The sequence below is a fragment of the Aquilutibacter rugosus genome (assembly GCF_036541335.1).
Lineage (GTDB): Bacteria > Pseudomonadota > Gammaproteobacteria > Xanthomonadales > Xanthomonadaceae > Aquilutibacter > Aquilutibacter rugosus.
This window is the reverse complement of record NZ_JAZHBO010000001.1, coordinates 231,481-255,780: the sequence shown is the minus strand read 5'-3', so window position 1 is coordinate 255,780 and position 24,300 is coordinate 231,481. Positions and strand designations below refer to the sequence as shown.

At 59.7% G+C, this 24,300-nt stretch carries 27 protein-coding genes; 19 read left to right on the top strand and 8 right to left on the bottom strand.

What is annotated here, in order from left to right:
* The first annotated feature begins 5 nt into the window (after positions 1 to 5).
* Genes metB through V3390_RS01245 form a run of 3 tightly spaced genes read left to right on the top strand, consistent with a single transcriptional unit; the run spans position 6 to position 2,763 of the window.
* Positions 6 to 1,205: a cystathionine gamma-synthase gene (gene metB, locus V3390_RS01255; protein ID WP_331703017.1), complete on the top strand. Its 1,200-nt coding sequence runs from the start codon at positions 6 to 8 to the stop codon at positions 1,203 to 1,205.
* Positions 1,202 to 2,350: a homoserine dehydrogenase family protein gene (locus V3390_RS01250; RefSeq protein ID WP_331703016.1), complete on the top strand. Its 1,149-nt coding sequence runs from the start codon at positions 1,202 to 1,204 to the stop codon at positions 2,348 to 2,350. Before metB ends, V3390_RS01250 begins: the two co-directional genes overlap by 4 nt.
* Entirely contained in the window at positions 2,347 to 2,763 is a 417-nt protein-coding gene (locus tag V3390_RS01245; protein WP_331703015.1) for a DUF1801 domain-containing protein, read from the top strand. The genes V3390_RS01250 and V3390_RS01245 overlap by 4 nt, the downstream gene beginning before the upstream one ends.
* Here the strand turns inward: V3390_RS01245 and V3390_RS01240 are convergent.
* Entirely contained in the window at positions 2,760 to 3,317 is a 558-nt protein-coding gene (locus V3390_RS01240) for a DUF1415 domain-containing protein (RefSeq protein ID WP_331689784.1), read from the bottom strand. The two genes, V3390_RS01245 and V3390_RS01240, sit on opposite strands and share 4 nt — an antisense overlap.
* A 9-nt stretch (positions 3,318 to 3,326) precedes the next feature.
* A complete protein-coding gene (locus V3390_RS01235; RefSeq protein WP_331689785.1) occupies positions 3,327 to 3,809 on the bottom strand; it encodes a YajQ family cyclic di-GMP-binding protein in 483 nt (160 codons plus the stop codon).
* 96 nt (positions 3,810 to 3,905) lie between these two features.
* Here V3390_RS01235 and V3390_RS01230 point away from each other — a divergent pair, with 96 nt between their 5' ends.
* Together V3390_RS01230 and lpdA are read left to right on the top strand one after the other, a co-directional pair.
* A complete protein-coding gene (locus V3390_RS01230) occupies positions 3,906 to 5,279 on the top strand; it encodes a dihydrolipoyllysine-residue acetyltransferase (protein ID WP_331703014.1) in 1,374 nt (457 codons plus the stop codon).
* Positions 5,280 to 5,289: 10 nt separating this feature from the next.
* The gene (lpdA, locus tag V3390_RS01225; protein ID WP_331703012.1) at positions 5,290 to 7,107 is read left to right on the top strand and encodes a dihydrolipoyl dehydrogenase; all 1,818 of its coding nucleotides are present in this window, start codon (positions 5,290 to 5,292) and stop codon (positions 7,105 to 7,107) included.
* Positions 7,108 to 7,215: 108 nt separating this feature from the next.
* Here the strand turns inward: lpdA and V3390_RS01220 are convergent, their stop codons facing one another.
* On the bottom strand, positions 7,216 to 7,674 hold the full coding sequence (locus V3390_RS01220; protein ID WP_331703010.1) for a BLUF domain-containing protein: 459 nt from the start codon (positions 7,672 to 7,674) through the stop codon (positions 7,216 to 7,218).
* Positions 7,675 to 8,095: 421 nt separating this feature from the next.
* On the opposite strand from V3390_RS01220, the gene V3390_RS01215 reads away from it, so the two are divergent.
* From V3390_RS01215 to V3390_RS01175, 9 genes are read left to right on the top strand one after another with little or no spacing between them, the layout of a single operon-like run.
* Entirely contained in the window at positions 8,096 to 8,479 is a 384-nt protein-coding gene (locus V3390_RS01215; RefSeq protein WP_331689789.1) for a hypothetical protein, read from the top strand.
* A 3-nt stretch (positions 8,480 to 8,482) separates the two neighbouring features.
* A complete protein-coding gene (gene atpB, locus V3390_RS01210) occupies positions 8,483 to 9,292 on the top strand; it encodes a F0F1 ATP synthase subunit A (protein ID WP_331689790.1) in 810 nt (269 codons plus the stop codon).
* 53 nt (positions 9,293 to 9,345) lie between these two features.
* Positions 9,346 to 9,654 (top strand): F0F1 ATP synthase subunit C, encoded by a 309-nt coding sequence (gene atpE / locus V3390_RS01205; RefSeq protein WP_331689791.1) that lies wholly within the window; start codon positions 9,346 to 9,348, stop codon positions 9,652 to 9,654.
* Positions 9,655 to 9,706: 52 nt separating this feature from the next.
* Entirely contained in the window at positions 9,707 to 10,165 is a 459-nt protein-coding gene (locus V3390_RS01200) for a F0F1 ATP synthase subunit B (protein WP_331689792.1), read from the top strand.
* A gap of 19 nt (positions 10,166 to 10,184) precedes the next feature.
* A complete protein-coding gene (locus V3390_RS01195; RefSeq protein WP_331689793.1) occupies positions 10,185 to 10,712 on the top strand; it encodes a F0F1 ATP synthase subunit delta in 528 nt (175 codons plus the stop codon).
* Positions 10,713 to 10,736: 24 nt separating this feature from the next.
* Positions 10,737 to 12,284: a F0F1 ATP synthase subunit alpha gene (atpA, locus tag V3390_RS01190; RefSeq protein ID WP_331689794.1), complete on the top strand. Its 1,548-nt coding sequence runs from the start codon at positions 10,737 to 10,739 to the stop codon at positions 12,282 to 12,284.
* 21 nt (positions 12,285 to 12,305) lie between these two features.
* Positions 12,306 to 13,169 carry a F0F1 ATP synthase subunit gamma gene (atpG, locus tag V3390_RS01185; RefSeq protein WP_331689795.1) on the top strand — a complete coding sequence of 288 codons (864 nt, stop codon included), beginning with the start codon at positions 12,306 to 12,308 and terminating at the stop codon, positions 13,167 to 13,169.
* A 24-nt stretch (positions 13,170 to 13,193) separates the two neighbouring features.
* On the top strand, positions 13,194 to 14,615 hold the full coding sequence (atpD, locus tag V3390_RS01180) for a F0F1 ATP synthase subunit beta (protein WP_331689796.1): 1,422 nt from the start codon (positions 13,194 to 13,196) through the stop codon (positions 14,613 to 14,615).
* A 4-nt stretch (positions 14,616 to 14,619) separates the two neighbouring features.
* A complete protein-coding gene (locus V3390_RS01175; RefSeq protein ID WP_331703008.1) occupies positions 14,620 to 15,042 on the top strand; it encodes a F0F1 ATP synthase subunit epsilon in 423 nt (140 codons plus the stop codon).
* Between the two features lie 127 nt (positions 15,043 to 15,169).
* Here V3390_RS01175 and V3390_RS01170 read toward each other — a convergent pair whose 3' ends face one another.
* Both V3390_RS01170 and V3390_RS01165 read right to left on the bottom strand, forming a co-directional pair.
* Positions 15,170 to 17,023 carry a DUF885 domain-containing protein gene (locus V3390_RS01170; protein WP_331703007.1) on the bottom strand — a complete coding sequence of 618 codons (1,854 nt, stop codon included), beginning with the start codon at positions 17,021 to 17,023 and terminating at the stop codon, positions 15,170 to 15,172.
* 116 nt (positions 17,024 to 17,139) lie between these two features.
* Positions 17,140 to 17,529 carry a GtrA family protein gene (locus V3390_RS01165; protein ID WP_331689799.1) on the bottom strand — a complete coding sequence of 130 codons (390 nt, stop codon included), beginning with the start codon at positions 17,527 to 17,529 and terminating at the stop codon, positions 17,140 to 17,142.
* Between the two features lie 65 nt (positions 17,530 to 17,594).
* On the opposite strand from V3390_RS01165, the gene glmU reads away from it, so the two are divergent.
* Together glmU and glmS are read left to right on the top strand one after the other, a co-directional pair.
* Positions 17,595 to 18,962 (top strand): bifunctional UDP-N-acetylglucosamine diphosphorylase/glucosamine-1-phosphate N-acetyltransferase GlmU, encoded by a 1,368-nt coding sequence (gene glmU / locus V3390_RS01160; RefSeq protein WP_331703006.1) that lies wholly within the window; start codon positions 17,595 to 17,597, stop codon positions 18,960 to 18,962.
* A gap of 52 nt (positions 18,963 to 19,014) precedes the next feature.
* Positions 19,015 to 20,847 (top strand): glutamine--fructose-6-phosphate transaminase (isomerizing), encoded by a 1,833-nt coding sequence (gene glmS, locus V3390_RS01155; RefSeq protein WP_331703005.1) that lies wholly within the window; start codon positions 19,015 to 19,017, stop codon positions 20,845 to 20,847.
* Between the two features lie 26 nt (positions 20,848 to 20,873).
* Here the strand turns inward: glmS and V3390_RS01150 are convergent, their stop codons facing one another.
* The 3 genes from V3390_RS01150 to V3390_RS01140 are packed head-to-tail and all read right to left on the bottom strand — an operon-like array spanning position 20,874 to position 22,451.
* The gene (locus V3390_RS01150; protein ID WP_331703004.1) at positions 20,874 to 21,302 is read right to left on the bottom strand and encodes a protein tyrosine phosphatase family protein; all 429 of its coding nucleotides are present in this window, start codon (positions 21,300 to 21,302) and stop codon (positions 20,874 to 20,876) included.
* A gap of 28 nt (positions 21,303 to 21,330) precedes the next feature.
* Positions 21,331 to 22,116, bottom strand: a complete 786-nt coding sequence (locus V3390_RS01145) for a sulfite exporter TauE/SafE family protein (protein ID WP_331703003.1) — start codon at positions 22,114 to 22,116, stop codon at positions 21,331 to 21,333.
* Between the two features lie 5 nt (positions 22,117 to 22,121).
* Positions 22,122 to 22,451 (bottom strand): ArsR/SmtB family transcription factor, encoded by a 330-nt coding sequence (locus V3390_RS01140; RefSeq protein WP_331689804.1) that lies wholly within the window; start codon positions 22,449 to 22,451, stop codon positions 22,122 to 22,124.
* Between the two features lie 95 nt (positions 22,452 to 22,546).
* Here V3390_RS01140 and V3390_RS01135 point away from each other — a divergent pair, with 95 nt between their 5' ends.
* The 3 genes from V3390_RS01135 to V3390_RS01125 are packed head-to-tail and all read left to right on the top strand — an operon-like array spanning position 22,547 to position 24,290.
* A complete protein-coding gene (locus V3390_RS01135) occupies positions 22,547 to 23,419 on the top strand; it encodes an MBL fold metallo-hydrolase (RefSeq protein WP_331703002.1) in 873 nt (290 codons plus the stop codon).
* Positions 23,416 to 23,841, top strand: coding sequence for a YeeE/YedE family protein (locus tag V3390_RS01130; RefSeq protein WP_331703000.1), 426 nt, complete (start codon positions 23,416 to 23,418; stop codon positions 23,839 to 23,841). Before V3390_RS01135 ends, V3390_RS01130 begins: the two co-directional genes overlap by 4 nt.
* A complete protein-coding gene (locus V3390_RS01125) occupies positions 23,838 to 24,290 on the top strand; it encodes a DUF6691 family protein (protein ID WP_331702999.1) in 453 nt (150 codons plus the stop codon). Before V3390_RS01130 ends, V3390_RS01125 begins: the two co-directional genes overlap by 4 nt.
* The last annotated feature ends 10 nt before the right edge of the window (positions 24,291 to 24,300 follow it).

Here is a 24,300-nt window from a genome sequence, read left to right as displayed (position 1 = left end):
CGACCATGACCTTTGCAGCCAAAACTTCCCTGACGACCACCGCCGTTCGTGCCGGTATTGATCGCGACATCGCGCATGGTGCCGTGGTGCCGCCGATTGTGCTGTCGAGCAATTTCAGCTTTGTGGGTTTTGATCAGAAGCGTCAGTACGACTACACGCGCAGCGGCAATCCGACGCGGGATCTGCTGGGTCAGGCACTTGCCGATCTCGAAGGCGGCGCCGGCGGCGTCATTACCGCCACGGGCATGGGCGCCATCAATCTGGTGGTGAACGCCTTGCTGCGTCCGGGTGATGTGCTGGTGGTTCCGCACGACGGCTACGGCGGCAGCTGGCGCCTGTTCAATGCGTTGGCGGCCAAGGGTGCCTTCGAACTGGTGACGGCGGATCTGACTTGTAACGAGTCCTGGCAGCAGGCCTTGGCACGTCAGCCCAAAGTGGTGTGGATTGAAACGCCGTCGAACCCGCTCCTGCGTATTACCGATCTCGAAGCGGTGATCGGTGCGGCGCATGCCGTCGGTGCCTTGGCGGTAGTGGACAACACATTCCTGTCGCCGGCGCTGCAGCAGCCGATTGCATTCGGGGCCGACGTGGTGGTGCATTCGACCACCAAATACATCAATGGCCATAGCGATGTGGTCGGCGGCGCCGTGGTGGCTGCCGACGCCGCCCTGCATACCGAACTGACCTGGTGGGCCAATTGCCTGGGCCTGACGGGTTCGCCCTTCGACAGCTTCCTGACCCTGCGCGGTTTGCGCACTCTGGATGCGCGCCTGCGTGTGCATCAGGACAACACGCAGGCGATCGTGGAGCTGCTGAACTCGCATCCGGCGGTGGCGGCACTGCATTATCCGGGTCTGCCCGCGCATCCGGGCCATGCCATCGCAGCACGCCAGCAGCAGGGTTTTGGTGCCATGCTGAGTTTTGAACTGATCGGCGGGCGTGACGCCGCAAAGGCCCTGGTCGAGTCGCTGCAACTGTTCACGCTGGCGGAATCCCTAGGCGGTGTCGAGAGTCTGATTGCGCACCCGGCCACCATGACCCATGCCGCCATGTCGCCCGAGGCGCGCCTGGAGGCTGGCATCAGCGAAGGCCTGCTGCGTCTGTCGGTGGGCATCGAACATGCCGATGATCTGGTCGCCGATCTTCGCGCAGCTCTCGATGCGGTTGCAGATGCGTTCGTCTGTTGCCCGGAAGCAGCGGCATGAGCGCGGTGGTCCGCTCGGCCTTCGCGACCCACGCACCGGCGCAGGAAGTGAAGGTGGCACTGCTGGGCCTGGGTACTGTGGGTAGTGCAGTCCTGGATCGCCTGCAGCAGTGGCAGGCGCAGGAATTCAAGCATCCGTTACGCATCGTGCATGTGGCCAACTCGCGCCACGCTGCCCGGGTTGATGTTGATGTTTGCCCGCTGACGGTTGCACAACAGGTGCGCGCTGGCCAAAGCAATGGCATTCGCACGCTACAAGGATCGCCAAGCATTAGCGCTGCTGACTTGGATGCGGTCGAATCCAGTCTGGGCGCCACCGGTCTGCGTCTCATTATTGACGCGACTGCCAGCGACATTGTTGCAGCCCGTCAAGCACAGTGGCTCGAACGCGGCATCCACGTGGTGACAGCGTGCAAGTTGGGGCAGGGCGCCGGTTTGCAGCGGTTCGAGGCTCTGCAGCGTGCGCGCGAACTGGGCTCCACGCAGTACGGGGACAGTGCCACGGTAGGTGCCGGTTTGCCGGTGATCCGCAGCATTCGTGAACTGCGCGAAGGCGGTGACCGCATCACGCGCATTGCCGGAGTGCTGTCGGGCTCGTTGGCCTGGCTGTTCAATCAGTACGACGGCATGCGTCCGTTTAGCGGTTGGGTTCGAGAAGCGGGCGCTAAGGGGTACACCGAACCCGATCCGCGCGACGACCTCTCAGGCGAAGACGTCCGCCGCAAGATTCTGATTCTTGCCCGTAGTGCCGGGGTGGCGCTCGCATCCGAGGCCGTGCAGGTGCAGTCGCTGGTGCCCGAGTCATTGCGTGAATTGCCCGCAAACATAGCCATCGAACAGCTTGACGCGCTGGATGCTCCGCTGAAGCAGGCATTTGCGCAGGCTTATCGCCAGGGCGAGGTGCTGCGTCATCTGGCAGTGCTCGAACGCGACTCCAACGGCCAATGGCAGGCGCAGGTCGGTCTGCAGTCACTACCACCGTCGCATCCCCTGGCAGGCGGTGCCGGGACTGACAACCGCATCGCGATCTGGAGTGACCGCTATTGCGAACAACCGCTGGTGATTCAAGGGCCGGGTGCCGGCGCGCAAGTCACCGCGGCCGGTTTGCTCGATGACGCCTTGCGAGTTGCTAAGCTGTATGCATGAGCGAAGCCAAGACCAAACCCACAGCGGTTGATCCTCTACAGTTCATCGCAGAGATTCCTGACGAGGCACGTCGCAGCGACTTGCTGCAACTGCACGAACTGATGCAGCGCGTGACCGGCAAACCCGCTGTGATGTGGGGCCCGAGCATTATCGGATTTGATCACTATCAGTACCGATATGCCAGTGGCCATTCTGGCGAGTGGGCGGTCACGGGCTTTGCCAACCGCGCTAAGGACATCACGGTGTATTTAATGGCCGGTGCCGAGGACAGTCAGGAACTGTTCGAGCGTCTTGGCAAGCATCGCATGGGAAAATCCTGCCTATACATTCGCAAGTTGGCCGATGTCGATCTGCAGGTGCTTGAGCAACTGGTCCGTCATTCGGTCAGCGAGATCAAACGCCAGTGGGGCTAGTGCGACTCGCTATTCATTAGGCGGTCCCACCCGTCCGCGCCGAGCTCCTCGACAATTTCGATATTGCGCTCAAACAGTAGCGAAGGATCCGGATACGCTGCCACGGCACGGTCAATCGAGGCCTCGCGCAGCAGATGCAAAGTCGGGTAGGGCGAGCGGTTGGTGTTATTGCCGACATCATCGGGGTCGGTGTCGGCGAACTGATAATCCGGATGGAACGACGCCACTTGGATATCGCCCTCCAGTCCCATCTCCGAGACCAGGCCATCGGCCAAGTCGAGAAAATCGTTGTAATCCAAAAAGGACTGCAGCACTTGCGGATGCACGATCAGCGTGGTGTCAATCTGATCGGGTGGGGTGTCGCGGAGCAGGGACAACTCTTCGCCCAGTTGAGCGAGCAAGGCCGTTTCGGTGGTGGCGTCGCTCACGATCAGCCGGACTTGCTGCTTGACGTAGACGGCTTTGGCGAACGGGCACAGATTCAGGCCGATCACTGCGCGCTCGATCCACTGGCGGGTGCGGGCGAGGACCTCGTCTTCGTCGGGGTGGGTCATGTCAGTGCCTCAGTCGCGGAAATTGTCGAACTGCAAGGGCAGCTCGAACTCGGAACCGCGCAGCAGCGCCATCGCGGTCTGCAGGTCATCGCGCTTTTTGCCGGTGACACGCAACTTGTCGCCGTTGATTTGCGAATCCACCTTGAGCTTGGCATCTTTGATCTTGCTTTGGATTTTTTTCGCCAGATCCCGCTCAATACCCTGGCGCACGGTAATTTTCTGGCGCGAACCGGCGACATTGGTTTCGACATCGCCAAAATCCAGGCAACGCACGTCAATACCGCGGGCGATCAGGCGCGCACGCAGGATATCCAGCATCTGCTGAAGTTGGAACTCGCTGGGTGCCGACTGCACAATGACCTGATCCTCGCGCTCGAATTTGGCATCGACGCCCTTGAAATCAAAGCGTGTGCTCAGCTCGCGATTGGCCTGGTCGATGGCATTGGTCAGTTCGTGGGTGTCCACTTCGGACACAACATCAAAAGAGGGCATGGTCACCGTCCGGAATCAGTCAATTAACCATGGTACCCAATGCGGGGCCAATGCGGCACAATAAAAGGCCATTGCCCCTCGATTCTGACTCGCATCATGGCCGACACCATTCAAGCTCTCGTTCCCGACATTGGCGGGTATGACAACGTCCCTGTCATTGAAATTCTCGTCAATGTAGGTGACACCGTCTCTCTCGATCAGGGTCTGGTGACGCTCGAGTCGGACAAGGCCACCATGGAGGTGCCCAGCAGCGCCGCCGGTGTGGTCAAGGCGATTCTGGTCAAAGTCGGTGACTCCGTGTCCGAAGGCAGCGCCATCGCCGAGATCGAGCTGGCCGCGGGTGAGACTGCCGCCGCACCGGCACCGGCCGCCGCCCCGGCGCCGGCCGCGAGCGCTCCTGCTGCCGAAACCGGTGAGCGGGTTGAACCGGCAACCGGCACGCCGGCTCAAGCCGCCGCACCGCAAACGCCGCACGACAACGCAGCGCCTAGCGCCGGCGCGCCGTCCACACCACCGGTCGCGTTCGATGCCGATGCGGTCGATCCTTCCAAGGTCCCGTATGCATCGCCGGCCATCCGCCTGTTTGCACGCGAGCTCGGCGTGGATCTGTCGCAAGTAAAGGGATCCGAACGCAACGGCCGCATCAGCAAGCAAGACGTGCAGCAGTTCGTGAAGGGCATTCTGAGCAACGCAGCCGGTAGCGGCGCTACCGCCGGTGGAGTCACCGGTGGCGGCGAACTCAACTTGCTGCCCTGGCCCAAGGTTGATTTTGCCAAGTTCGGCGAGATCGAATCCAAGCCGCTGTCGCGCATCCAAAAGATCTCGGGTGCGAACCTGGCCCGCAACTGGGTCATGATTCCGCACGTCACGCAGCACGAAGACGCGGACATCACCGAACTCGAAGCCCTGCGCCAGTCGCTCAACAAAGAGTACGAAAAGCAAGGCGTCAAGTTCACCATGTTGGCCTTCCTGATCAAGGCCTGCGCTAACTTGCTGCGCAAATATCCCACGTTCAACAGCTCGCTCGATGGCGAGAACCTGATCCTCAAGAAATACGTGCACATTGGCTTTGCCGCCGATACGCCGAATGGCCTGGTTGTGCCGGTGATTCGCGACGTTGATAAAAAGTCCGTCTCGCAGATCGCGGTCGAGATGTCGGAGCTGGCCAAGAAAGCGCGCGATGGCAAGTTGGGCCCTGCAGACATGACCGGCGGCTGCTTCTCGATCAGCTCACTGGGCGGCATCGGTGGCACCAAGTTCACGCCAATCGTCAACGCACCCGAAGTCGCCATCCTCGGTGTCTCGCGCTCGGATATGAAGCCGGTCTGGAACGGCAAGGAATTTGTGCCGCGTCTGATTTTGCCGCTGTCGTTGAGCTACGACCATCGCGTGATTGATGGCGCCGCCGCCGCCCGCTTCGCTGCGGACCTGTCCAAACTGCTGGGCGACATGCGTCGCGCACTGGTCTGAGGGCACACACATGGCGACCATTGAACTGAAAGTTCCTGATATCGGCGGTTACGACAACGTTCCCGTCATCGAGTTGCTCGTCAAGGTCGGTGATCGCGTCGAAGTCGATCAGGGGCTGGTAACGCTCGAGTCCGACAAAGCCACCATGGAAGTGCCGGCCTCGCAGGCCGGTGTGATCCGCAGTCTGTCCGTCAAAGTGGGCGACACCGTTTCCGAAGGCAGTGTCGTCGCCGTCATCGAAGCCGAAGGCGATGCCGCCGTGGCCGCTTCGTCGGCTGCTGCCGCACCGGCGCCCGCTGCGGTGTCGGCGCCCACCGCGCCTTCGCCAACTGCACCGGCACCTGTTGCCCAGTCACCTGCTGCACCGGCACCAACAGCCGCCGGAGCCAGTGGCCGTACCGCCGATGTCACCTGCCGCATGCTGGTTCTGGGCGCGGGTCCGGGTGGCTATACTGCGGCCTTCCGCAGTGCCGATCTGGGCATGGATACCGTGCTGGTTGAGCGTTACGCCAGCCTGGGTGGCGTGTGCCTCAATGTCGGCTGCATCCCGTCCAAGGCCTTGCTGCACGCATCCGAAGTCATCGAATCCGCAGCGCATGCCGGTGATTTCGGTGTCACGTTCGGTGCGCCGCAAATCGAGATCGACAAACTCCGTGCCTACAAGGAGAAAGTGGTCGGTCAGCTCACCAAGGGCCTGGCCGGTATGGCCAAGCAACGCAAGGTGCGCACGGTGCAGGGTACCGGTCAGTTCATCAGTCCGAACGAACTCGAAGTGACCGCCGACGACGGCAAGACCACGTTGATTGCGTTCGAACAATGCATCATCGCTGCCGGCTCGCAAGCCGTGAAGTTGCCTGGCTTCCCATGGGACGATCCGCGCATCATGGATTCGACCGATGCCTTGAACCTGGCCGACATTCCGGGCTCCTTGCTCGTGGTCGGTGGCGGCATCATCGGTCTCGAAATGGCCACGGTGTACAGCGCGCTTGGCAGCAAAGTGACGGTGGTTGAGTTTGCCGATCAGCTGATGCCGGGCGCCGATGCCGATCTGGTCAAACCACTGACGGCACGCCTGAAAACTGCAGGTATCGCCTTCTACACGGGCGTGAAAGCCAGCAATCCGCAAGCCGGTGCCGATGGCATTCGCGTGCAGTTCGAGCCCGCTGCCGAGGGTGGGAAAGCCCCCGAAAGCGCCGTGTTTGATCGCGTCCTCGTCGCTGTCGGCCGCTCGCCGAATGGCGGCAAGATCGGTGCGGACAAGGCCGGCGTCACCGTGACCGATCGCGGCTTTATTCCGGTCGATCGCCAAATGCGCACCAACGCCCCGCATATTTTTGCAATCGGTGATCTGGTCGGTCAGCCCATGCTCGCGCACAAGGCCACGCACGAAGGCAAGCTCGCCGCCGAAGTTGCCTTTGGCGAAAAGCGCGAATGGGTCGCGCGAGTCATTCCTTCGGTTGCGTATACCAACCCCGAAATCGCATGGGTCGGTGTCACCGAAACCGAGGCGAAGGCCAAGGGTCTAAAGATTGGCGTCGGCAAGTTTCCATGGGCAGCCAGTGGTCGCGCAATCGGTATTGGTCGCACCGAGGGCTTTACCAAGCTGATCTTTGACGAAGCCACGCATCGCGTCATCGGTGGCGGTATTGTCGGCGTGCACGCCGGTGAACTGATTTCCGAGATCGGTCTCGCAATCGAAATGGGTGCCGAAGTGCATGACATCGGCGCGACGATCCATCCGCATCCGACCTTGGGTGAGTCGGTGGGCATGGCAGCCGAAGTGTATGACGGCACCATCACCGACTTGTACATACCTAAGAAAAAATAAGAAATCAAGAATCAAAAATCAAAAAAGTAAGAACAAAAGCGCCGGCTATGGGGGCAACCCGGCCGGCGCTTTTTTTTGTTTTTTGATTTTTGATTCCTAAGTTGCTTCTCACCGCATGCCTGCGATCCACTTACTCCAGTACAGCGTCACCAGTTGAATGCCCTTCGACATATCGGGCGTATCGCGAGTGGTCGGTAGGATGGCTTGCCAGTCAATGTTGGATTGCTCCTGCGCGCTCGAGTTGGTGCAGTCGGTAAAGCCCATGTACCAACAGTTGAAGTGACGCGTGGTCTCGGTGGTCTGCATCAGGATCTCGGGTGGCTGATGCAATTTGCCGGAACTCACCCTTTCGAGGTCGGCGCGTATGCCGGCGCGAGTGCCTTCGACATAGTGGAAAAACTGATCACCGCAGTAGAGCGAGACACCGGTGAGCCCGTGTTCTTGGGCAAACGCACGGCCTTCGATCAGGAACCAGTCGATGTCCTGAGGCTGGAGTCCCGGCTTAGCAGGGCTAATGAAGGCAATGGCCGAAACCGGCTCGGTTTCGAAAAGTGGGAGCGATGTCATGTCGCCATGTTATTGCACCGTGAAGATTTCCATGTGAAGCCTTCACAAATCCATAAAAAATGACGTGTAGAGACGAGGAATGTGGCGCTGCAACGCCGTTCCGACAAAAAAAAGCCCTGACCAGGGACCGGGGTCAGGGCTTATAACGGAGCGAGGTGCCTTGGAGAGCTTAGGGACGAGGAGTTAAACCAAGTCGCTCCGTAAGATAGGACCGCACCCGGAGCCGAGCGGTTCCGTCTAAATAGGTGACGGCCGTCACATCCTGTAGAAGTGGCCCAAATAACGGCCTCGGCGGGCCGAAAAAGGAAAATCCTAGAGAAATGAATTACTTGCCTGCTTGCTCAATTTTTAGCTGCGGTTTATACTCTTGCGGCTTCACTGAGCGTTTCGACGCCAACCCCTGACAACCAACGAGTCCCGCGTGTACAACCCTTTGTCCGCAGGCCGCCGCCACGCCCGACACGCTGCCGGGTTCGGTCTGGTAGCCACGGTCCTGACGGCGCTAGTGTTTTTTGCACTACAACATCGGTGGGAACCCGCGCTCGCGGCGTTGACAGGTGGGTTAGGGGTCGTAGCTGGCAGCTGGTTGGGTGCTCGCGTTGCGCTCGGTGGTAGGGCTCAGGCCGCAGGTCTCGCATTTATGCGCTTGCTGGTCGGGCTCGGTGTTAAGTGGTTGCTGGTGGTCGCTGCAATGGTGTTTAGCGTTGCGCGCGGCTGGCCGCCACTACCCCTTTTGATTGCCGTTATCGTTGCCATCCTGGCACCGCTGGCGGCCGAACTTATTAACTTGCGCAATAAGGTGTGATTAGTGGCCGGCGGTCTTAACGAATACATCAAGCACCACTTGACCCACAACGTAACTGAGGTCAGTGGCCAACCGTTCCACTTCGACACCTGGGCGGTGTCGCTGGTTCTGGGTCTGATCTTTATCCTGTGGTTTGGCTTCTATGCGCGTAAAGCCACGGCAGGCGTGCCTTCCAAGGGGCAAGCCTTTGTCGAAATGGTCGTCGAATTTATCGATGGCCAGGTCAAAGACACCTTCCACGGCAACCGCAATTCCGTCACGCCGCTGGCACTGACCATCTTCATGTGGGTCGTGTTCATGAACACCATGGACTTGATCCCGTTGGATCTGCCGGGCACGCTGGTGACCGCGACGCAAGGCGCCGAAGTGGCAGAGCATTCGTACTTCCGTCTGGTTCCTACGGCTGACCTCAACACCACCTTTGCTCTGTCGGTCGGCGTGTTCTTCATCCTGATCGGTCACGCCATCAGCGCCAAGGGTGTGGGCGGTTTCGGTAAGGAGCTGGCCACGGCACCGTTCCACGCACACGGCTTCATGCAAATCGTGCTGATTCCTGTCAACCTGCTGATGAACGTCATCGAATGGCTGGTCAAGCCGATTTCGCTGGCCATGCGGTTGTTCGGCAACATGTACGGCGGCGAGCTGGTGTTTATGCTGATCGCCGGTCTGATGACCAGCTGGGCTACCTTTGTGCCGGGCGTCATTGCCAACGCAGCCTGGGGTATCTTCCACATCCTGATCATCCTGCTGCAGGCCTTTATCTTCATGATCCTCACCGTCGTCTACATCGCCGGCGCACGTGAGCATCACTAAGTAGTTTTCGTTTCACCTTTCCCTTTGTTTTAAATCACCTCGGAGTTATCACCATGGAATTCATCGCCAACGTTCAAAGCATGACCGCCATTGCCATCGGCATCATCATCGGCCTGGGCGCCTTGGGCGCCTGTCTGGGTATCGCACTGATGGGCTCTAAGTTCCTTGAGTCGGCTGCTCGTCAACCGGAACTGGTTCCGATGCTGCAAGGCCGTATGTTCCTGCTGGCCGGTCTGATCGACGCCGCCTTCATCATCGGTCTGGCTGTTGCCCTGTTCTTCGCATTCGCCAACCCGCTGACCTCGAAGCTGGAAGGTGCCGCTGCTGAAGCTGCTCCGGCCGCTGCCGCTGCTGCTCACTAATCTGCACTCCCATCAAGCTTCTTAGAGAGGGCACGTCGTGAACCCCAGTCTCATGACTTTCTTAGGCCAATTGATTTCGTTCGTGATCCTGATTGTGTTCACGATGAAATTCATCTGGCCGCCGCTGATCGCCGCCATTGAGGCCCGTCAGCAAAAAATCGCTGAGGGTTTGGCCGCCGCAGACAACAGCCAGAAGACACTGGCCGCCGCTCAGGAAGCGGCGGACGGTGAACTCAAGGCCGCTCGTGTCAAGGCCAACGAGATCATCGACCAAGCACACCAACGTGCAACGCAAATCCTGGAACAAGCCAAGACCGAAGCGGTAGCCGAAGCCGGCCGCCAAAAGGAACTGGCCCAGACCGAGATTGACGCTGCTACAACCCGCGCCCGTGAGGAACTGCGTAAGCATGTTTCCGCGCTGGCCGTGTCCGGTGCCGAAAAGCTGCTGAAGAAGGAAATCGATGCTTCGACTCACAAGTCGCTGCTCGATGAACTGGCTGCTCAGTTGTAATTGAAGGACGCTTAAAGAAATGAGCGAAGCTCTCACCCTTGCACGACCCTACGCACGCGCCGCCTTTGCGGCCGCTAGTGAACGCAATGCCACGGCCCAATGGTCGAAGGCACTTTCGTTCGCAGCGCAGGTGGCGGCACAGCCCGAAGCCAAAGCGGTTCTCGGTCATCCCTTGCTCAGCACCGGCGATGCCGTCGGCCTGCTGGTCATGGACGGTGCCGATGAAGCGCTGACGCGCTTCCTGTCCACCCTGGCGGAAAATCGCCGTCTGCCGTTGCTGCCGGAAATTGCCGGCCTGTTTGAACAACTGCGCAACGAGGCGGATCAGGTCGTGAAAGCTAAGGTCACCACCGCGACGCCGGCCAGTGACTCCGAACTGGCTGCGATCCGTGAGGCGCTCAAGCGCCGATTCGGTCGTGAAGTCGAGATTGAACCGCTAGTCGACGAATCGTTGATCGGCGGCGCCATCATCGACGCCGGCCATGTCGTGATCGACGGCTCCATCAAGGGCAAGCTCGCCTCGCTTCAGAACGCGATCGGCCATTAAGCCAACATTTTTCAGGGAACTCCCATGCAAACCACGTTGAACCCGTCTGAAATCAGCGAGCTGATCAAGACCCGCATCGAGAACGTCAAGCTCGGCGCGGAAGCACGCAACGAAGGCACGATCACTTCCGTCTCCGACGGTATCGTCCGCATCCACGGCCTGGCCGATGTGATGCAAGGCGAAATGATCGAACTGCCGAATAACACCTTCGCCCTGGCGCTGAACCTGGAGCGTGACTCCGTCGGTGCCGTGGTTCTGGGTGACTATGAACACCTGCGCGAAGGCAATGTCGCCAAAACCACCGGCCGCATTCTCGAAGTGCCGGTCGGTCGCGAACTGCTGGGCCGCGTCGTCAACGCTCTCGGTGAGCCGATCGACGGCAAGGGCCCGCTGGGCACTTCGCAAAGTGCTCCGGTTGAACGCGTCGCTCCGGGCGTGATCTGGCGTAAGTCGGTCGACCAACCGGTCCAAACCGGTTACAAGTCGGTTGACTCCATGATCCCAATCGGTCGCGGTCAACGCGAACTGATCATTGGTGACCGCCAGACCGGTAAGACGGCAATGGCCATCGACGCCGTGATCAATCAAAAGGGCACCGGTATCAAGTGCGTGTACGTTGCCATCGGCCAGAAGGCTTCGACGGTCGCTAACATCGTCCGCAAGCTCGAAGAAAACGGCGCGATGGATCACACCATCGTCGTCGCCGCTACGGCTTCCGAATCGGCTGCCATGCAGTACATCTCGGCTTACTCCGGCTGCACCATGGGTGAATACTTCATGGACCGCGGCGAAGATGCCCTGATCGTGTACGACGACCTGTCCAAGCAAGCTGTGGCCTACCGTCAGATCTCGCTGCTGCTCAAGCGTCCGCCGGGCCGTGAAGCCTATCCGGGTGACGTGTTCTATCTGCACAGCCGCTTGCTGGAACGCGCAGCCCGCGTGTCCGAAGACTACGTCGAAAAGTTCACCAACGGCGAAGTCACCGGCAAGACCGGTTCGCTGACGGCGCTGCCGATCATCGAAACGCAAGCCGGCGACGTCTCGGCCTTCGTTCCGACCAACGTGATTTCGATCACCGACGGCCAGATCTTCCTGGAAACCGACCTGTTCAACGCCGGTATCCGTCCGGCCGTTAACGCCGGTATCTCGGTCTCCCGCGTCGGTGGTGCAGCTCAAACCAAGATCATCAAGAAGCTGTCCGGCGGTATCCGTATCGCTCTGGCTCAGTACCGTGAACTGGCGGCCTTCGCCCAGTTTGCTTCTGACCTTGACGAAGCCACTCGCAAGCAGCTCGAACGCGGTCAGCGCGTCACCGAACTGATGAAGCAAAAGCAATACGCACCGATGCCGATTGCCAAGCAGGCGCTGTCGATCTACGCCGTGAACGAGGGTTACCTCGACGACGTGCCGGTCAGCAAACTGTTGGCCTTCGAAGAAGGTCTGCATGCTCACTTCGACAACACCAAGGGCCAACTGATGGATGACGTCAACGGCACCGGTAACTGGAACGACGACATCGAAAACGCCTTCAAGGCCGGTATCGCCGAGTTCAAGTCGACGGGCACTTGGTAATTTCGGAGACGGACTGAGACTATGGCAGGCGGCCGCGAAATCAAGTCGAAGATCAAGAGCGTGCAAAACACCCGCAAGGTGACGCGTGCGCTCGAAATGGTCTCGGCTTCCAAGATCCGCAAGGCGCAGGACCGGATGAAAGTATCCCGTCCTTATGCCCGCGTGATGAAGCAGGTGATCGGTCACCTGGCCCAGGCCAGTACCGATTACCGTCACCCGTACATGGTGGAACGTAGCGACGTGAAACGCGTTGCCTACGTCATCGTGTCGTCGGACCGCGGCCTGGCCGGCGGTCTGAACAACAATATGTTCCGCAAGCTCGTCACCGAGTTCCGCCAATGGCAGAGCAAGGGCGTCGAGGTGGACTTGGTGACTATCGGTACCAAGGCGTCGGTGTTCTTCCGCCGTCTTGATGTCAATATCATCGCTTCGGTTACGCACCTTGGCGACGCGCCGCATCTGGAACAGCTGATCGGTGTCATCGGTGTGGCCCTCGATGGCTATCGTGCCGGCACCATTGATCGCGTGTTCGTCTGCTACAACAATTTCGTCAACACGATGACGCAGAAGCCGGTGACGGAGCAGCTGCTCCCGCTGCCGGCCTCGGACGCGCCCATCGCCAAGCACGACTGGGATTACATCTACGAACCGAGCGCCCCTGAAGTGCTCGATCACGTACTGACCCGCTACATCGAGTCGCTGGTCTACCAGGCCGTGCTGGAAAACGTCGCCTCCGAGCATGCCGCGCGCATGGTCGCCATGAAGGCCGCATCGGACAACGCTACCAAGCTGATCGATACCCTGAACCTGGTGTACAACAAGGCCCGTCAGGCCGCCATTACCCAGGAAATCTCGGAAATCGTCGGCGGCGCGTCCGCGGTCTAAGCATTTAATTTAGGAACTTAAGACATGAACAACGCCAACGCACAAGGCAAGATTGTCCAAATCATCGGCGCCGTGGTCGACGTCGAATTCGCTCGTGACAGCGTGCCCAAGGTGTACGACGCCCTCAAGGTCGAAGGCACCGCCATCACGCTCGAAGTTCAGCAACAGCTGGGTGACGGCGTGGTCCGCGCGATCGCACTTGGCTCGACCGACGGTCTGAAGCGTAACCTGGTTGCCGTCAACACCGATCGCGCCATCTCGGTGCCGGTTGGCGCCGGTACGCTGGGTCGCATCATGGACGTGCTGGGCAACCCGATCGACGAAGCCGGTCCGGTCGTTCACAACGACACCTGGGAAATTCACCGTTCGGCTCCTTCGTACGAAGACCAAGCCTCGACCACCGAACTGCTGGAAACCGGCATCAAGGTGATCGACCTGATGTGCCCGTTCGCCAAGGGCGGCAAGGTCGGCCTGTTCGGCGGCGCCGGCGTGGGCAAGACGGTCAACATGATGGAACTCATCAACAACATCGCCAAGGCGCACAGCGGTCTGTCCGTGTTCGCCGGTGTGGGTGAGCGTACTCGTGAAGGTAACGACTTCTACCACGAAATGAAGGACTCCAACGTCCTTGATAAGGTGGCAATGGTCTACGGCCAAATGAACGAGCCGCCGGGTAACCGTCTGCGCGTTGCGCTGACCGGTCTGACCATGGCCGAATACTTCCGTGACGAAAAGGACGCCGCTACCGGTCGCGGTAAGGACGTGCTGCTGTTCGTCGACAACATCTACCGCTACACGCTGGCCGGTACCGAAGTGTCGGCTCTGCTGGGCCGTATGCCGTCCGCCGTGGGTTATCAGCCGACTCTGGCCGAAGAAATGGGTGTTCTGCAGGAACGCATCACCTCGACCAAGTCCGGCTCGATCACCTCGATCCAGGCCGTCTACGTTCCCGCCGACGACTTGACCGACCCGTCGCCTGCTACGACCTTCGCCCACTTGGACTCGACCGTAACGCTGTCGCGTAACATCGCTTCGCTGGGTATCTATCCGGCCGTCGATCCGCTCGACTCGACCTCGCGTCAGATGGATCCGAACGTGATCGGTGCTGAACACTACGACACCGCGCAACGCGTGCAGCAAACGCTGCAAAAGTACAAGGAACTCAAGGACATCATCGCCATCCTGGGTATGGACGAACTGTCTGAAGACGACAAGCTGGCCGTTTCGCGCGCCCGTAAGATCGAACGCTTCTTCTCGCAGCCGTTCCACGTGGCCGAAGTGTTCACCGGTTCGCCGGGCAAGTACGTTTCGCTCAAGGAAACCATCCGTGGCTTCAAGGGCATCGTCGATGGCGAATACGACCATCTGCCGGAACAGGCGTTCTACATGGTCGGCGGCATCGAAGAAGCCGTTGAGAAGGCCAACAAGATGAACGCGGCGGCCTGATCCCATGAGCACGATCCGCTGCGACATCGTTAGCGCCGAAGAAGAAATCTTCCACGGCGACGCCACGCTGGTTGTGGCAACGGGCGTCTTGGGTGAGCTGGGTATTGCACCCAAGCACGCGCCGCTGATTACGCGTCTCAAGCCCGGCAAGGTCGTTGTGACCTTGCCGAGCGGCGAACATCTGGACTTTGCCATTTCGGGCGGCATCCTAGAGGTGCAACCCGAGGTGGTGACCGTTCTGGCCGACACCGCCATCCGCGCGCAGGATATCGACGAAGCGTCGGTACGTGCCGCCAAGGAAGAAGCCGAGCGCATCCTGGCATCCAACGATCCCAAGATGTCGCTGGAACAGGCCCAGACTCAGCTTGCCATGTCGTTGGCGCAGCTCTCCGCTCTCGAGCGCCTGCGCAAAACGCTGAAGCACTGAGATTAAAAATGGGGACGGAGGCAATTAATTTGCCTTAACAATTGGCAGGGTTGCCGCGGCGCGTTGCGCCGGCTTTCACCCTTTGCCAGCAATTGTTAAGTCAAATTAATTGCCTCCGTCCCCATTTTTACTTCGCGAACTGTTCGTCTACGGCTTGCTTGAGCAACTCAGGCGGCAACATGCCCTGGTCGAGGATGAAGTTGTTGAACCCCAGACGGTCGAACTTGCGGCCCATCTTGACCTCGGTATCCATGCGCAGCTGCATCAGACGCTGATACCCGTAGAAGTACGAACCGGCTTGGCCCGGTGAATTGAACATGTAACGGTCAAGTTCCTGCTTGGCCATCGCCGGCGACAGGCCGACATCCTGCTCCAGAATCTCACCCGCACGCGCACGATCGGTCAGACCGAGATTGAGCATGGGATCTAGGATGGCACGCGCCGCACGCATCAGGCGGAACTGCAGCGCAAACAGCTGGCCATCGAGCGGCTCATAGGGAACCATTTCGGCTTCGGCGTAGAGAGCCCAGCCTTCGACATTGACGCTATTGAACGCAAACATGGAACGGGCCATCGAGACGCCTTTTTCCAGCATGCGTGTGAACTGCAGCTCATGACCCGGACGGCCTTCGTGAGCGGACAGTGTCCAACGCACGGATTCATTGTTGAAGTCATCGTAGGCCAGTGATTTACCGTCGGCGCCCTTGACGGTCATCGGCAATACGAACTGTCCCTGCTGACCGGTGTTACCGATCATCGGTGCCGGCAGGAAGTGCGGTGCCGGCTGTGCAGCGGACTCGGCTTCGGAGCCCAGACGCATCACCATCGGACGTTGCGGCACATCGACGATGCGCTCACGACGGATGATCGGATCAATCTGATCGATGACCGTGCGGTACGACGATTCGAGTTTGTCGTTCGGAATCGTCTTGGATTTCAGGGCTTTTAGCACCGCCACGTAATCGGACGGATCCTTGATGTTCTTCAGACCCTGCTGCTTGGCCACCAGCGGCGCCAGCTGACGCATCGCGGCGCGCGTTTCCATGAACTGCGTTTCGGCGCGGGCAATCAGTTCCTGCGGGCTGATGTCGATGCCCTTCTGACGGAGTGAGTAGGCATAGACCTCGGCGGGTAAACGAGCGTCCGGGCGTGCCTTCAGCAGCACCTCCGTGCGCGTCCATTGCGCGTAATCGGTCATCTGCGTCTTCAGCGCAGCCAGCGCAGGGCCTGCATCGGTGAACTTGTACTTTTCGAACAGCTTGCCGATGCCCGCGATATAGATATCGGTCTTGGCCAATGCATCTTCGACTTCCAGTTTCGAAGGCATGACCACATTCGGACGCTGCAGGCTTTCGGCGTAACGGTCCTTGGCGAGCTGCGTCAGCGGCGTTGAACCCGGCGCCAGCCCCAGATAGCGTTGCAGACGCGTCAAGGCAAACGGGCGTCGCTCGGCCTGCACCTGATCCGACAACAGACCCTGCACACCGCCGAACACGGCACCCGGCACATCGATCCAGGTCACCAAGTTGCGCTGACTGATGGCGATGCCATCAATGCTTTCCTTGGCCTGATTGATCATGATCTGCAGATCCTGGCGCACGTTCGGATCGCGTTCGACCTGCAGCTTTTTATTGAGCTGTGCCATAGCCTGCTCCAGCGCCTGCGTTTGCCGCTGCTCGAGATTGGGGCCGAGATCAAAGACCTTGTCGTCGTAGCCCGGAATGCCGAAGAAGCTCGCCGACTCGGGGGAGAACTGCACCTGTGCCTTGAGCAGGATCTGCGCAAATTCGTTGCTACGCTTTACCCATTCCGGCGAGGCGGGTGCAGTGGCGGGTGCTGTAGCGGCCGATGAGCTCGCAGTCGCCGTAGACGATGTTGCAGCCTGAGCAACGGACAACGGAGCGACCGTAGTAGCGCCAAGCGTCAGGGCAATGGCCAAAGCCAGTGCAGCGGGACGAGCGGTCAACGTTTGACGGGACATGGCAACATCTCAAGGAGGAGGATGCCTTCGAGTATCCGCCCCTAATACGCGGCCCACCATGTGCCGAAAGTCAGCGCCCTAAGCAATTCACACGAAGGCGCTGCTATCGCCGGCAATTAACGGTGATAGATCCAATGCCGCGAGAGCAGAAAGCCGAAAATGCCGGTTCCGAACTCGACGGCAGGTTTTGACCATTGCGCTGCGGACAGACCGTAATGTTGCTCGACATAGTGAATGGCCATGGTGGAAACGGCCGTGCACACCGCCCACACCGACACGAATTTGGCGAACTGCCGCCGCCCGACCTTGGTGTGATCCGCTTTAAAGGTCAACTTGCCGTTGAGAAAAAATCCCAAGGTGGCGCCGGCAATGCGGCCCGCGATATTGGCGAACTCGACGTGAATCCCCAGTCGCGGGTCGGATAACAGCACCATGACGCCCCAATCGACCAGAAATTGAATCGCGCCAACGAAAATATAAAGGACGGTCTGACGGCGCAGGCTCATGGGTGGAATTGGGCAAGGAACCGCTAGAATGGTAGGGATTAGTGTAATGGATACGGAACCTCCCGATGCCGCAACCCCTGCATGTTGTGATTCTCGCCGCCGGTGCCGGCACCCGCATGAAATCGACCTTGCCCAAGGTCCTGCAAAAAGTCGCCGGCAAGCCCATGCTCGGTCATGTGATCGATACCGCCCGCTCTTTGCATGCCGAGGCCATTCACGTGGTTTACGGCCATGAGGGCCAACAGGTCCTTGATGCCATCGCGCAGCAGCAGGATTTGCGCTGGGCCGAACAGAAAGAACGTCTGGGTACCGGCCATGCCGTGCAGCAAGTGATCGGCAATGTCCCTGATAATGCACGCGTGCTGGTGCTCTACGGCGACGTGCCGCTGATTACCGTCAACGCCCTCGAGGAACTGCTGCGTAACGAACGTCCGTTCGCAGTGCTGGTTGCCGACTTGGCCGATCCGAATGGTTACGGCCGCGTGGTTCGCAACGAGCAAGGCCATGTCAGCGCCATCGTCGAGCAAAAGGATGCGGACAAAGACACGCTCGAGATCAGAACGATCAACACCGGCATTCTGGTTGCCAACGCCGCTGACCTCAAGCGCTGGCTGAGCGATCTCAAGAACAACAACGCCCAAGGCGAGTACTACCTTACCGATATCTTTGCAAAGGCCGATGCTGAGTTCAACGCGGCCGGTGTCACGCATGTTGACGACCCCATCGAAGTCGAGGGCGCCAACGATCCCTGGCAACTGGCGCAGCTGGAGCGTGCGTATCAGCGTCGTGCGGTGCGCGAGCTCTGCCGTCAGGGTGTGCGCTTTGCTGATCCCGCGCGCGTGGATATTCGCGGCACGGTCACCGCCGGTACCGACATCGATGTCGATGTCGATGTCATTTTCGAAGGCAATGTCACCCTCGGCAGCAATGTCCGCATCGGACCGTTCACCCGCATCCGCAACGCGAACATCGGCGACGGCAGCGTGCTGCAGGCCCATTGCGATATCGACGGCGCTACGGTCGAAGGCCGCGCCACCATCGGACCGTATGCCCGCCTGCGTCCGGGCGCACAGCTCAAGCTCGACTCGCACGTCGGCAACTTTGTTGAGATCAAGAACGCCGTACTGGGCGAGGGCAGCAAGGCCAATCACCTGACCTATATCGGCGATGCCGAAATCGGTCGCAAGGTGAACATCGGCGCCGGCACCATCACCTGCAATTACGACGGCGTCAACAAGAGCAAGACCGTGATCGGCGACAATGCCTTTATCGGTTCCAACTCGTCGCTGGTGGCACCGGTCACAATTGGCGCCGGAGCCACCATTGGTGCCGGCTCCACCATTACCAAAGATGCACCCAACGACCAGCTGACCCTAGCGCGGGGCCGTCAAGCCTCGGTGCCGGGCTGGCAGCGACCGGTCAAGAAGTCCTGACCCGTTTGCTAGAATGATCCTTTAACGCAACACCTATCAGGAAGCGCAATTCATGTGCGGAATCGTCGGCGCCATCGCCAATCGCAATATCGTTCCCGTTCTGGTCGAAGGCCTTAGCCGCCTCGAATACCGTGGCTATGACTCGGCCGGTATCGCCGTGATTGATCATGACGACGTCAAACGCGTGCGCCGCACCGGTCGCGTTGCCGAGATGGCCAATGCTGCTGCTGAACAGCACCTCGAATCGCCACTGGGAATCGGCCACACCCGCTGGGCCACCCACGGCGGCGTGACCGAATCCAACGCGCACCCGCACGTTTCGTTCGGCGAGCTGGCGCTGGTGCACAACGGCATCATCGAAAATCACGAACAAATGCGCGCTCGTCTGCAGGCCGAAGGCTACGTGTTCGAGTCGCAGACCGACACCGAGGTCATCGCCCATCTGGTGCATTCGTACCAGAAAAAAGGCCTGGATCTGCTGCATGCCGTGCAAACGGCCGTCAAGGAACTGCATGGTGCCTTCGCGATTGCCGTGATCAGCAAGAACGAACCCAACCGCCTGATTGCCGCACGCCAAGGATGCCCCTTGCTGATCGGTCTGGGCGAGGGCGAGAACTTTATCGCCTCCGATGTCTCCGCAATTCTGCAGGCCACGCGTCGCGTCCAATTCCTTGAGGAAGGCGACACCGCCGAAGTGACCCGCGACAAGGTCACCGTGTTCGACGGCAACGACCAGGTCGTTGAGCGTCCCGAACATGTCTCCGATGTGTCGTTGTCTTCGCTCGAACTCGGCCCGTACCGTCACTTCATGCAAAAGGAAATCCACGAGCAACCGCGCGCTGTGAGTGACACCATTGAGGCGGTGATCGATAACAACGGCTTCGGACCGGAACTGTTCGGCGATAAAGCTGCCGAAGTGTTTGACGCCATTGATGCCGTCAAGATTCTGGCTTGCGGTACTTCGTACTACGCGGGTATGACGGCCAAGTACTGGATCGAATCAATCGCCGGCATCCGTTGCGATGTCGAGATCGCTTCGGAATACCGTTACCGCGATATCGTTGCCAACCCGAAAGAACTGATCGTCACCATCTCGCAGTCGGGCGAAACGCTCGACACCATGGAAGCGCTCAAGTACGCCAAGTCGCAAGGCATGGAGCAGACGCTCTCGATCTGCAACGTGCCCGAGTCGGCCATTCCGCGTGCATCCAAGATTGTGTACTACACGCGTGCCGGCGCCGAAATCGGTGTGGCCTCGACCAAGGCCTTCACCACGCAACTGGTGGCGCTGTTTACGCTGGCCTGCACCTTGGCCAAGGTCAAGGGCCGTCTGACTGCGGAGCAGGAACACGGTTACCTTGAAGAACTGCGGGCATTGCCGGGTTCGGTGCAGCATGCGCTGAACATCGAGCCGCAAATCATTGCCTGGGCCGAAAAGTTTGCACCCAAGCACAACGCTCTGTTCCTGGGTCGCGGCGTGCATTATCCGATCGCACTGGAGGGTGCGCTCAAGCTCAAGGAAATCTCGTACATCCACGCCGAAGCGTATCCCGCCGGTGAACTCAAGCATGGCCCCTTGGCCCTGGTCGATGAGTCCATGCCGGTGGTCGTGATCGCTCCGAACGATCAGCTGCTGGAAAAGGTCAAATCCAATATCCAGGAAGTGCGCGCTCGCGGCGGTGAAATGTTCGTATTCGCCGATCTCGACAGCAACTTCAGCGAGGCCGAGCAGGTGCATGTGATTCGCACTCCGCGTCACACCGGGGTGCTGTCGCCCATCGTGCACACGATTCCGGTGCAGTTGCTGTCGTACCACACGGCACTGGCCGTCGGCACCGACGTGGACAAGCCGCGTAATCTCGCTAAATCGGTAACCGTCGAATAAGAATCTCGCGGCATTGCCGCGCTAGCTTAGCGCGGCAGTGTCGCTGCGATGGCGCGAACGCGTTCCGTCAGACTATCCAAACCATATTGCTTGCCGTAGGCGATGGCTTCTTCGACGTCGCCACCGGCACCGATGCGATCCAGTGCAAGCATGGCACCGGCCCGATTGCCGCTAGCGCAGTGGACAAACACCGTGCCTTTGTTGCCGGCATCTGCCAGTAGGCGCGAGAATGCCTGCACGGTAGCGGCGTCAATTGCATCACCGCCGGCGACCGGCAGATTCTGATACGACAGGCCCAGGTCGGCGCAGGCTTGGGCTTCGTCAAAATCGACGGGCTCCTCGGCTGCGCGCAAATTGATGATGCTGCGGACACCCTGTTGCATCAGGTCGGCAAGGTGTTGCGGGCTCGGCTGACCGCCGGTGCCGATCAGGGGTTCATAAGTATTTGAGGTCATTGCGATTTCTGCCTTTAAAGGTTGCGGATCAGATCCAGCCCAGTGCGGATGCACTGCGGTACAACATGTAAATGGCAACCAGCACGATCAGTGCTGCCAGTGTGACATTGAGTGCGCCGCGACGCTGCGCAAGCTTGCCGGCCGAATGCGTACCGATCCAGCTGCCGGCAAAGCCGCCCACTGCAAACGCAATGGCCAGCGGCCACGACAGCAAGCCCGAGCTGGCGTAGCTCACCGCAGTCGTCAGTCCGAACGCGGAAACGGCCACGAGCGAAGTGCCGACGGCAAAAAGGATCGGCATGCCGGTGGCTGAAATCAGGCCCGGCACCACCAGAAAACCGCCACCGATACCGAAGAAGCCCGATAGCAACCCGGTCGCGGTGCCGGCGCCGATGAGTGGCGGTGCATTGGCGCGGGCCAGGATCACATCGGGATCGCCCTGCTGACTCCTGGAGCGCAGCATCAGCGTAGCGACAACCAGCATCAATGCAGCAAACAGCACCAGCAGCAGCTGGCCATCGATGGATTTGCCAAAGAAGGAACCTATCGCTGCACCGACCACGCCGGCTGCAGCGAACACCGCGCCGCAGCGCCATTTGACGTTGCCTTTGCGGGCGTGATTGCTCATGCCGGTGAGTGCATTAGCCGCCACCGCCATCGAGGCCGTGCCGATCGCAAGATGCGGATCTTTGACGCCGACGACATACAGCAGCAAGGGAACGGCCAGGATCGAGCCGCCGCCACCGGCGAGTCCGAGGATGAACCCGACAATGATGCCGCTGAATCCGCCTAACAGGAGTTGCATTAAAGACATGGAATTCACTCGGCGCAGTAGGTGCGATAAAGGATTTGCAGAATCTCGGCCGATGGCCCGGGGGTGATTTGATAAAAGATGGTTTGCGCATCGCGGCGGGTCGAGACCAGGTCCATCTCGCGCAGCTTGGCCAAGTGCTGCGACAGCGCCGATTGGCTCAGACCGGTCAGCGGCTGCAGCTCACCCACGGAGTGCTCGCCATCCACCAGTTGGCACAGGACCAGCAGACGAGCAGGGTGGGCCAGTGCCTTTAACAGAGCGGCTGCCGTGCCGGCATGTTCGGCCAGTAATTCCGAGGATCCGGCGGGAATCGATTTGGAGAGCTTCTTAGTCATTGAGGTTGCGAGGTGGCGTTGGGTGACGCTTGACAATTAATTTAGTAACATCTACATTAGCAAAAGCAAATATAAATAGCAAGGGCAGTAAACTCATGAACCCGATTGTTCAGTCATTCCTGCATACCGACACTTCCACATTCTCCTATGTCGTTTACGATCACGATGGCGGTGCAGCCGCGATCATTGATCCCGTACTCGACTACGATGCGGCCACGGCCCGTTTTTCCACCTGCTCTGCAGATGCCATTCTGGCATTCGTTAAAGAACACCAATTGACCGTGCAATGGATTCTCGAAACGCACGCGCATGCCGATCACTTGACCGCAGCACATGTCCTGCGCGAACAGACCGGCGCGAAAGTGGCCATCGGGCAGGGCATTACCGGGGTGCAGGAGCGCTTCGGCAAGCTGTTCAATCTGGAACCGGAATTTCTGCCCGACGGTAGCCAGTTCGATCACCTGTTTACCGATGGCGAGACCTTCTCCATCGGCGAGTTGAGCGGCTATGCGATTGGCACGCCGGGTCACACCGATGACAGCCTGACCTATGTGATCGGCAATGCAGCCTTTGTCGGCGATACCGTGTTCTCTCCGGCCAGCGGAACGGCCCGCGCGGACTTCCCGGGTGGTGATGCTCGCAAGCTGTATCAGTCCATCCACAAGCTGTTTGATCTGCCGGCGGAGACCCGTCTGTATCACTGCCATGATTACCCGCCAACCGGTCAGGAACTGCAGATCAGCAGCTCGGTGGCCGAGCAACGCAAAGGCAACATCCATGTTGGGGGCTACACCTCGGAAGAGGACTACGTGGCAATGCGCACGGCCCGCGACAAGGTTCTGCCGGCGCCACGCTATATGCTGCCCTCGCTGCAGGTCAATATCCGTGCGGGCGAAATGCCGCCGGCCGACGCCAACGGAATCCGCTATCTCCGTTTCCCGCTCAACGTACTAGGAACCGCTAAATGAACTCAGTTTGGATCACGGCCGCCATCGGCGGCGTGCTGATTGGCCTGTCCGCCAGTCTGTTGCTTTGGCTCAACGGCCGCATCGCCGGCATTAGCGGCATCACCAATGGTGTGCTGTTTCCCGCAAAAAATGAAACCGCATGGCGATGGCTGTTCCTGCTCGGTCTGATCGCTGCGGGCGGTGCGTATATGGCGTGGGTTCCGGGCGCAGCGCAGCCGCGCACTGACGCACCGCGTATCACACTGATCGTTGCCGGCTTGCTGGTCGGTTTCGGTACCCGCATGGGCAATGGCTGCACCAGCGGTCACGGCGTGTGCGGATTAGGAAGGCTCTCCATGCGCTCGCTGGTCGCCGTGCTGACCTTTATGGCCACCGCCATCCTCACGGTGTTTCTGGTCCGCTACTTTGGAGTCACCGCATGAAGAATAGCGACTTTCGAACCGCACGCTTATTGGCAGCGCTGATATCGGGCGCCGTCTTCGGTATTGGCCTGGCGATGGCCGGCATGATCGATGCTCGTCGCATCATCGGCTTTTTGGATTTGACTGGCAACTGGGATCCGACCCTGGCATTTGTATTGGGCGGTGCCGTGCTCACTTCGGCCTTGCTGTTTCCGCTGATCAAAAAGCAGGGTCACCCGCTGTTTGATACCAAGTTCCGCATTCCCAACCGCACTGACATCGATGCCAAGCTACTCGGCGGCGCTGCACTGTTTGGGATCGGTTGGGGTCTGGCAGGCTATTGCCCTGGCCCGGCAATTGCCGGACTCGGCACCCTATCGACTGAGGCACTGTGGTTTGTGCCCGCGATGCTCGGCGGATCGCTGATCCACTCGCTGTTTGACAAGCGAGCTCCCAACAGAAACGGCTAAACCACTGTTA

Coding starts and splice junctions, on each gene's coding strand:
- metB (WP_331703017.1), top strand. CDS start 6: ATGACCTTTGCAGCCAAAACTTCCCTGACGACCACCGCCGTTCGTGCC.
- V3390_RS01250 (WP_331703016.1), top strand. CDS start 1,202: ATGAGCGCGGTGGTCCGCTCGGCCTTCGCGACCCACGCACCGGCGCAG.
- V3390_RS01245 (WP_331703015.1), top strand. CDS start 2,347: ATGAGCGAAGCCAAGACCAAACCCACAGCGGTTGATCCTCTACAGTTC.
- V3390_RS01240 (WP_331689784.1), bottom strand. CDS start 3,317: ATGACCCACCCCGACGAAGACGAGGTCCTCGCCCGCACCCGCCAGTGG.
- V3390_RS01235 (WP_331689785.1), bottom strand. CDS start 3,809: ATGCCCTCTTTTGATGTTGTGTCCGAAGTGGACACCCACGAACTGACC.
- V3390_RS01230 (WP_331703014.1), top strand. CDS start 3,906: ATGGCCGACACCATTCAAGCTCTCGTTCCCGACATTGGCGGGTATGAC.
- lpdA (WP_331703012.1), top strand. CDS start 5,290: ATGGCGACCATTGAACTGAAAGTTCCTGATATCGGCGGTTACGACAAC.
- V3390_RS01220 (WP_331703010.1), bottom strand. CDS start 7,674: ATGACATCGCTCCCACTTTTCGAAACCGAGCCGGTTTCGGCCATTGCC.
- atpE (WP_331689791.1), top strand. CDS start 9,346: ATGGAATTCATCGCCAACGTTCAAAGCATGACCGCCATTGCCATCGGC.
- V3390_RS01200 (WP_331689792.1), top strand. CDS start 9,707: ATGACTTTCTTAGGCCAATTGATTTCGTTCGTGATCCTGATTGTGTTC.
- V3390_RS01195 (WP_331689793.1), top strand. CDS start 10,185: ATGAGCGAAGCTCTCACCCTTGCACGACCCTACGCACGCGCCGCCTTT.
- atpA (WP_331689794.1), top strand. CDS start 10,737: ATGCAAACCACGTTGAACCCGTCTGAAATCAGCGAGCTGATCAAGACC.
- atpG (WP_331689795.1), top strand. CDS start 12,306: ATGGCAGGCGGCCGCGAAATCAAGTCGAAGATCAAGAGCGTGCAAAAC.
- atpD (WP_331689796.1), top strand. CDS start 13,194: ATGAACAACGCCAACGCACAAGGCAAGATTGTCCAAATCATCGGCGCC.
- V3390_RS01175 (WP_331703008.1), top strand. CDS start 14,620: ATGAGCACGATCCGCTGCGACATCGTTAGCGCCGAAGAAGAAATCTTC.
- V3390_RS01170 (WP_331703007.1), bottom strand. CDS start 17,023: ATGTCCCGTCAAACGTTGACCGCTCGTCCCGCTGCACTGGCTTTGGCC.
- V3390_RS01165 (WP_331689799.1), bottom strand. CDS start 17,529: ATGAGCCTGCGCCGTCAGACCGTCCTTTATATTTTCGTTGGCGCGATT.
- glmU (WP_331703006.1), top strand. CDS start 17,595: ATGCCGCAACCCCTGCATGTTGTGATTCTCGCCGCCGGTGCCGGCACC.
- glmS (WP_331703005.1), top strand. CDS start 19,015: ATGTGCGGAATCGTCGGCGCCATCGCCAATCGCAATATCGTTCCCGTT.
- V3390_RS01150 (WP_331703004.1), bottom strand. CDS start 21,302: ATGACCTCAAATACTTATGAACCCCTGATCGGCACCGGCGGTCAGCCG.
- V3390_RS01145 (WP_331703003.1), bottom strand. CDS start 22,116: ATGTCTTTAATGCAACTCCTGTTAGGCGGATTCAGCGGCATCATTGTC.
- V3390_RS01140 (WP_331689804.1), bottom strand. CDS start 22,451: ATGACTAAGAAGCTCTCCAAATCGATTCCCGCCGGATCCTCGGAATTA.
- V3390_RS01135 (WP_331703002.1), top strand. CDS start 22,547: ATGAACCCGATTGTTCAGTCATTCCTGCATACCGACACTTCCACATTC.
- V3390_RS01130 (WP_331703000.1), top strand. CDS start 23,416: ATGAACTCAGTTTGGATCACGGCCGCCATCGGCGGCGTGCTGATTGGC.
- V3390_RS01125 (WP_331702999.1), top strand. CDS start 23,838: ATGAAGAATAGCGACTTTCGAACCGCACGCTTATTGGCAGCGCTGATA.